The following is a 2,033-nucleotide window of genomic DNA, read 5'->3' as shown; positions in this document are numbered from 1 at the left end:
CCGCTTGGTCAACTACTGCAGCACCCCGCCCTCACCGGTCAGCTTCAACCCACCCGCCTTGGCACGGCTCACCAACTGCTCGACGAGCTGGTCGTCCAGGCCGTCCCAACCCGTCTCGGGCTTCGAGCCCTCAGCGTTCTCCACACCGGACAGCATGTCGGTCATCAGGCGCACTTCCATCATCGGGAGTTACACCGAACGTCTTACAGTCCCGTCAGTTTGCGCCACCCCGTAGTGCTGGTGTCGTCTGCTACCCCTCGGTTCTGACCGACGCGCAGTGGGAGTTGCTGCGGCCCGAAGCAGAGCGGGTGATGGCCGAGTTGCGGCAAGCGGCCGGTCGGCCCATGGTGCATGACCTGCGTACCGTGCTGGATGCGGTGTTCTATGTGGTGCGTAGCGGGATCGAGTGGCAGGCCATGCCTGCGGACTTTCCGCCATGGGATGCGGTGTATGCGTTCTTCCAGCGATGGAGCCAACGAGGACTGCCCCAACAGTTGGTGGATCGCCCGCGGCACCGGCTCCGGGTGCGAGCCCGCCGGGACGCCCAACCGAGTGCGGCGGTCATCGATTCACCGTCGATCAAGGGCACCGACACCGTCCGGCACCGGTTCGCGCGCTTCGACAGCGGAAAGAAGACCAACGGCCGCAAACGCCACTTCGCCGTCGATGTGGATGGGTTCCTGCTCGCGGTCGTGGTCACCGCGGCGAACATCGGCGACCGGATGGGCGCCAAACTGCTGGTCATTGTCCCTGTTGAACGTCTGCACCCGATTGAAGCTGATCTGATCCAGCCGCCGTTGTCGTTGGTGGAGCACAGGAACGAATGCCCTTCGACGAAAGGCTGCTGACTGACTCCGCGCCCCTCGGTCGACCCGGCGTTCTCCTCCTGGCCCTCGTGCACCTTGTAGTAGATCCCGGCGAGGACGTCGTATTCCACGGGTTCGGTGCAGAAGAATTTCACTCCGTAGTGGACTGCGGTGGCCGTTCCCACTGCCGCGATCGAGGGGGTCAGGTACGTGCCACGGCAGGTACGGACGTCGCTCGGGGCTGCGGTCCCGGGGTGGTGGATCGGGATGGTCCAGTGGTCGGTGTCCTGGAACGAGATCTCCGGGTTGTCGAACGCCAGACGCACCTTCGGAACATCAGCGGCACCGGCCTTGGCGCTGCTCACGTCCACGACCACCGCGAAGACAGCGGCGATTGCTCAGTGCTATCGTTGATTTGTTCACGTGCATGACCACTTCTTCCCCAAGAGCCAGCGTTTTTCGCGAGAGCCGAAGCTCGTGTTGATCAATGCACGAGCTGTCTCGTGCGTGCGAGCAGCTCCTTGCCGCGCGATGATCCGGTACCTCACAGGTGGGAAGCGCTGCCGATCGTGGCCGTCGTGGGCGACTTCGGGAACAAACATGATTTTTCGGCAGGCCGTGTGTATCCCGCGCAACGCGCGCGGCGAAGCGTGCACGCCACGACACCGCGATCGCGTCTACGCGGACGGACACCGATCCATGACTCGATCGGTCGCCAGCGGCGTCTCAGCAGCGGAGAGTCCGGCGCGCAGGTCGCACCCCGTTGATCGACGCCGGGCTGTGCGCCGAACCGGCGGACGAACTGTGACGGGCGGACAGTGCCGATCGCACGCGGGCCCGAGTTTCGCTCGGCAGTGCGGGAGGTTCGTCGAATACGCATCAGGCGAAACCGGCTGCGTGCCCGGTCGTCCGGATCACCGGTCGTTGGGGGGGCATCGAGGTTTCTGGGCGATGCCTGCCTACTCGTGAGAACTGTGGGTCGGGGCGTCCGGGGCGACCGGGTCTGTGAACAGGCTTGGGTTGTCCATGGGCCCCGCGCTACTGGTCGAATCCGTGTGCCGGGTGGTCGCGTGGGTAGTCTCGCACGAAATGCAGGAACCTGATCAGTGCCCGGTCGGTACGGGTCATGGTGCCGACCTGGAAATGCACGTTCCGCAGGATTGCCCGGTCCCCGTCGATGACGTGTGTTTCCATGTCCAGCAGCGAATCGATGAAGCTCCCCGCGCC

At 64.7% G+C, this 2,033-nt stretch carries 3 protein-coding genes; 1 reads left to right on the top strand and 2 read right to left on the bottom strand.

What is annotated here, in order from left to right:
* Window positions 1-12 precede the first annotated feature (12 nt).
* The gene (locus tag A4R44_RS51005) at window positions 13-165 is read right to left on the bottom strand and encodes a hypothetical protein (protein WP_232791858.1); all 153 of its coding nucleotides are present in this window, start codon (window positions 163-165) and stop codon (window positions 13-15) included.
* A 98-nt stretch (window positions 166-263) separates the two neighbouring features.
* On the opposite strand from A4R44_RS51005, the gene A4R44_RS51000 reads away from it, so the two are divergent.
* Window positions 264-848: an IS5 family transposase gene (locus A4R44_RS51000; protein WP_095213740.1), complete on the top strand. Its 585-nt coding sequence runs from the start codon at window positions 264-266 to the stop codon at window positions 846-848.
* 996 nt (window positions 849-1,844) lie between these two features.
* On the opposite strand, the gene A4R44_RS49405 is transcribed toward A4R44_RS51000, so the two are convergent.
* On the bottom strand, window positions 1,845-2,033 hold a 189-nt coding region (locus A4R44_RS49405), incomplete at its 5' end, for a hypothetical protein (protein ID WP_232791857.1).

The sequence above is a fragment of the Amycolatopsis sp. M39 genome (assembly GCF_001651785.1).
Taxonomy (GTDB): Bacteria; Actinomycetota; Actinomycetes; order Mycobacteriales; family Pseudonocardiaceae; genus Amycolatopsis; species Amycolatopsis rubida.
This window is presented reverse-complemented; position numbering and strand designations above follow the sequence as displayed.

Excerpts from the sequence above, each read along its gene's own strand:
- A4R44_RS51005 (WP_232791858.1), bottom strand. The coding sequence starts at position 165 with ATGACCGACATGCTGTCCGGTGTGGAGAACGCTGAGGGCTCGAAGCCC.